General features: G+C 68.8%; 3 protein-coding genes. 2 read left to right on the top strand and 1 reads right to left on the bottom strand.

The genetic code is table 11. The annotated features are described in order from the left end of the window. The coding region (locus tag ACFWF3_RS26170) for a Ku protein (RefSeq protein ID WP_379315966.1) at window positions 1-453 on the bottom strand (453 nt) is incomplete at its 3' end. Window positions 454-562: 109 nt separating this feature from the next. Between ACFWF3_RS26170 and ACFWF3_RS26165 the strand changes: the two genes are divergently transcribed. Further along, on the top strand, window positions 563-1,630 hold the full coding sequence (locus ACFWF3_RS26165; RefSeq protein ID WP_379315964.1) for a lycopene cyclase family protein: 1,068 nt from the start codon (window positions 563-565) through the stop codon (window positions 1,628-1,630). Between the two features lie 207 nt (window positions 1,631-1,837). Further along, complete coding sequence (locus ACFWF3_RS26160) at window positions 1,838-4,225, top strand: MMPL family transporter (RefSeq protein ID WP_379315962.1); 2,388 nt, start codon at window positions 1,838-1,840, stop codon at window positions 4,223-4,225. The last annotated feature ends 61 nt before the right edge of the window (window positions 4,226-4,286 follow it).

Here is a 4,286-nt window from a genome sequence, read left to right as displayed (position 1 = left end):
CAAGGCGGCCAGCCGGGTCTTCTGGCGCAGTGTGAAATGGACCAGCGCGGTCTTGTCGATGCGTTCGAGGGTCGCCGCCAGCAACTGATAGGCCTTCGGCGTCGTGGAATCCGGTTCGAGGTAATAGCTCTTGTCGAACAGCACCGGGTCGATCTGATCGGACGGCACGAATTCCAGCACGGGAATCTCGTGTTTCTCCGCCGCGGGCAGTTTCGAGAAATCGGCGTCGGTCAGTACCACCTGCTCACCGTCCGGCGAGGTATAGGCCTTGTCGATATCGGAGTACTGCACAGATTTGCCACACACCTGACAGACCCGGTCATATTTGATCCGGCCCCCGTCCGTGGCGTGGACCTGGTGGAACCGAATGTCATGGTCCTCGGTCGCGGTATAGACCTTGACCGGGACATTGACCAGCCCGAAAGCGATCGAGCCCTTCCAGATCGATCTCATTCACCCATCATGGTCGAAATGTCGCGCCGGGGCGAGCAAGCGATCTCGAACAGGTGCCCGCCTGTGATCCGGCGGTGCTTGAAATCGTTGCGTCTGATCCAATTGCCGAGTGGGTGTCGAGGTGATCGTGTGCGGGATCGGGCCGGCGGGACGGGCCGTTGCCCATCGTGCGCTGGCGGCCGGGCGCGACGTCACTGTGATCGATCCACGCCCGGATCGGGGATGGACGCCGACCTATGCGGCGTGGGTCGATGAATTGCCCGGGTGGCTCGATTCCGGCGTGGTCGCGGCGGCGATCGACGAGCCGACGGCGTGGGCGGTGCGCGAGCATCGGATCGATCGCACCTATCAGGTGTTCGATACGGCGGCGCTGCAGTCGTCGTTGACGCTGCACGGCGCGACCGTGATCGCGGACCGCGCCGTGGAGGTGAACACACGCTCGGTGCGGACGGCGGGTGGGCTGACCCGTACCGGGCAGGTGGTCGACGCGCGGGGGCTGGCCCGGTCGCCGCGTCGCGCCGAGCAGACCGCCTACGGGGTGGTCGTGGACCGTACGGGACTCGAGCCGACACTGTTCATGGACTGGCGGGCCGACAACGGGGCCGATCCCGACGAGCCACCGTCGTTTCTGTACGCGATACCGCTGAGCCCCGACACCGTGCTGTTCGAGGAGACCTGCCTCGCCGGGCGACCCGCGCTCGCGCCGGACGTGTTGCGACGCCGACTCGAACATCGGTTGCGGGTGCGGGGGATCGCGCTCACCGGGGCCGAACCCGTTGAACGGGTGCGCTTTCCGGTCCAGGGCGGCATGCCGGGGCGCGGCAGATTCGGTGCGGCCGGTGGGTTGACCCACCCCGCGACCGGATACAGCGTCGCCGCCGCTCTCGCCGCCGCCGACACCGTTGTCGCGGGTGGCACGGTGTGGACGCCCAGCGCGCGGGCCGTGGCGGCCTTGCGCCGCGCCGGATTGCGCGCGGTGCTGGCTCTGCCGCCGCGCGAGGTCCCGGTCTTCTTCGAGACGTTCTTCGGTTTGCCCGCGCACCTGCAACGTTGCTATCTGTCCGGCCTCGATGACCTCGGTGGCACTCTCGCCGCGATGCGCGCGCTGTTCGCCGATCTTCCGCCGAATCTGCGCCGCACTGTCGTGACCTCGGTCGTCGGCGCGGCTCGTCGGTAGCCGACGCCGAGACCCGTCGCCGCCCGGACGAACAAGGGTGTGCCAGAGGCCCGGCGGTGCCGCCACGAAGTTGCTACGATCGCCACGCGAACGCGCCGACCCGCCAACAGGATCGGGCCGACGAGGCGGGACGGCCGGAACTACTCCGAGCCCCCGCACGTCGATATGCGCCTCGCGCGATGGTGTGACGAGTTAGGGGACAATCCGGTGTTCGAATTCACCAGGCGACGCAGTCGCTGGGTGCTCGGCGTTTTCGCGGTGCTCGCAGTGGTGCTCGGCGCACTGGGCGCGACGCTGTTCGAGCGGGTGGAGGGCGGCGGATACACCGACTCCGGGAGCGAATCCAGCCGCGCGCTGGAGGTGTTGGGCACCGAGTTCGGGCAGGCGCCGCCGAACCTGCTGCTGCTGGTGGAAACCGAGTCCTCGGTCGAGGACCCCGAATCCACCGCGGCGGCAACGGCATTGGTCGCCAACCTGCAGGAACGGGCCGGGGTCACCGAGGTGATGTCGTACTGGACCTCCCACCAGCCCGCGCTGCGCAGTGTCGACGGCAAGCAGGGCCTGATCGTCGCCAGCGTGCTCGGCAGCGAACGCGAGATAGACCAACGCGTCACCGCCATCTCCGAAGAGCTGACGGGCAAACAAGGATCGTTGCAGGTCCGGGCAGGCGGATTCGCCATGCTCATGCACGAGACGGTGCAGCAGAGCAAGACCGATATCGCCAAGGGCGAGGCCATCGCGTTCCCGCTCACCCTGATCGCGCTGCTGTTCGTCTTCGGCGGCCTGGTCGCCGCGAGCCTGCCGCTGCTCGTCGCGATCGGCACCGTGCTCACCACCATGGGCGCGCTGTGGTTGCTCACCCTGTTCACGCCGCTGGCCGTCACCGCGACCAATGTGGCGACGCTGCTCGGCCTCGGCCTGGCCATCGACTACAGCCTGCTGATCGTCAGCCGCTACCGCGACGAACTGGCCGAGGGCCGCACGCCGGCGGGCGCGGTGGCCACCACCCTGCGCACCGCGGGCCGCACCGTCGCGTTCTCCGCGCTCACCGTCGCGGTGGCGCTGGCCGGGTTGCTGTTCTTCCCGCTGCTGGCGATCCGGTCGATGGGCTACGCGGGCATCGTCGTCGCGGCACTGGCCGCGCTGGTGTCGCTCACCGCGCTGCCCGCCGCGTTGCTGCTGATCGGTACCCGCATCGACAAGGGGCAGCTCGGCTGGTGGTTCCTGCGCGCGCCGCGTCCCGCCCCGGGTGAAGGCGCCTGGCACAAGCTGGCCACGGCCGTGATGCGCAAGCCGATCTCGATCGGACTCGCCGTCACCGCGCTGCTGCTCCTGCTCGGTGCGCCGTTCCTCGGCGTGAAACTCGGATTCCCGGACGAACGCACACTGCCGGAATCGATGAACTCCCGTCAGGTCACCGAGATCGTGGCGCGCGACTTCGGCGAGAGCGACCAGCACACCCTCGTCGCCGTGCTGCCCGACAGCGCTTACAGCGCGGCGGGACTCGACACCATCGCGCGTGACATGTCCGACCTGGACAACGTCCGCCGCGTCGACACCGCCACCGGCAGCTATGCCCAGGGCGGGTTGCTCCTCGAACCCACCGCGGCCAACGCGCGGTTCCGGGTCGAGAAGGCCGTCTACCTGTCGATCGTGCCGACCACCGGTGACAGCGACGCCCTGGCGCACCTGGTCGAGCAGGTGCGCGCGGTGCGGACACCGAGCGAGTTGCTGGTCGGTGGCGTGGCCGCCGCCAATACCGACTCGGTCGCCGCGATCGAGAACGCACTGCCGTGGGCGCTCGGCTTCGTGGTGATCATGATGCTGATCGTGCTGTTCGCGCTCACCGGCAGCGTGGTGCTGCCGGTGCTGGCGGTGATCCTCAGCGCGCTGAGTTTGACCGCGACCTTCGGTGCGCTGGTGTGGATCTTCCAGGACGGCCACCTGTCCGGGGTGCTCGGTTTCACCGTCACCGGAGACCTGTCGGCAACCGTCCCGGTGATGCTGTTCGCCGCCGCCTTCGGGCTCGCGATGGACTACCAGGTGTTCCTGCTGTCGCGGATCCGGGAGGAATACGACCGGACCGGCAAGAACGAGACCGCGGTCGCGCTCGGCCTGGAACGGGTCGGACGAATCGTCACCGCCGCGGCGATTCTCATCTCCCTGGTGTTCCTCGGCTTCCTCGCCTCCGACATCACCTTCATGAAGTCCTTCGGCATCGGCCTGCCGCTGGCCGTGATCGTCGACGCCACCCTCGTGCGCGGGTTCCTGCTGCCCGCCGCGATGAAGGTGCTGGGCGACGCGAACTGGTACGCACCGGAATTCCTGCGTCGACTCCACGATCGGTGGGGCCTGGACGAGGGCGGCTCGGCTCGGTCGAAACGTGAAGTGGTGGTGCGTGATCCGCTCGCCGCACGGTCGGAGGAGGTCGTCGTCGTGGATCCACTCGCGCGGGCGGAGGCGGCGCGGGCGCAGGCGGCCCGAGCTGAGGCCGAGCGTGCCGACCCGGCGCGGGCCGAGGACGGTACGCGGGAGAACTCGCGGGCGCAGGAGAGCATTTCGGTCTCGACGGGCAGTCGCGAGACCTCGGACTGACGAGACGTCGCAGGGGCGGGCACGCCGAACCGCCGCCCGCCCCTGCGAGTTTCAGAGGTGG

The sequence above is a fragment of the Nocardia sp. NPDC060220 genome (genome assembly GCF_042727815.1).
Taxonomy (GTDB): Bacteria; Actinomycetota; Actinomycetes; order Mycobacteriales; family Mycobacteriaceae; genus Nocardia.
This window is presented reverse-complemented; position numbering and strand designations above follow the sequence as displayed.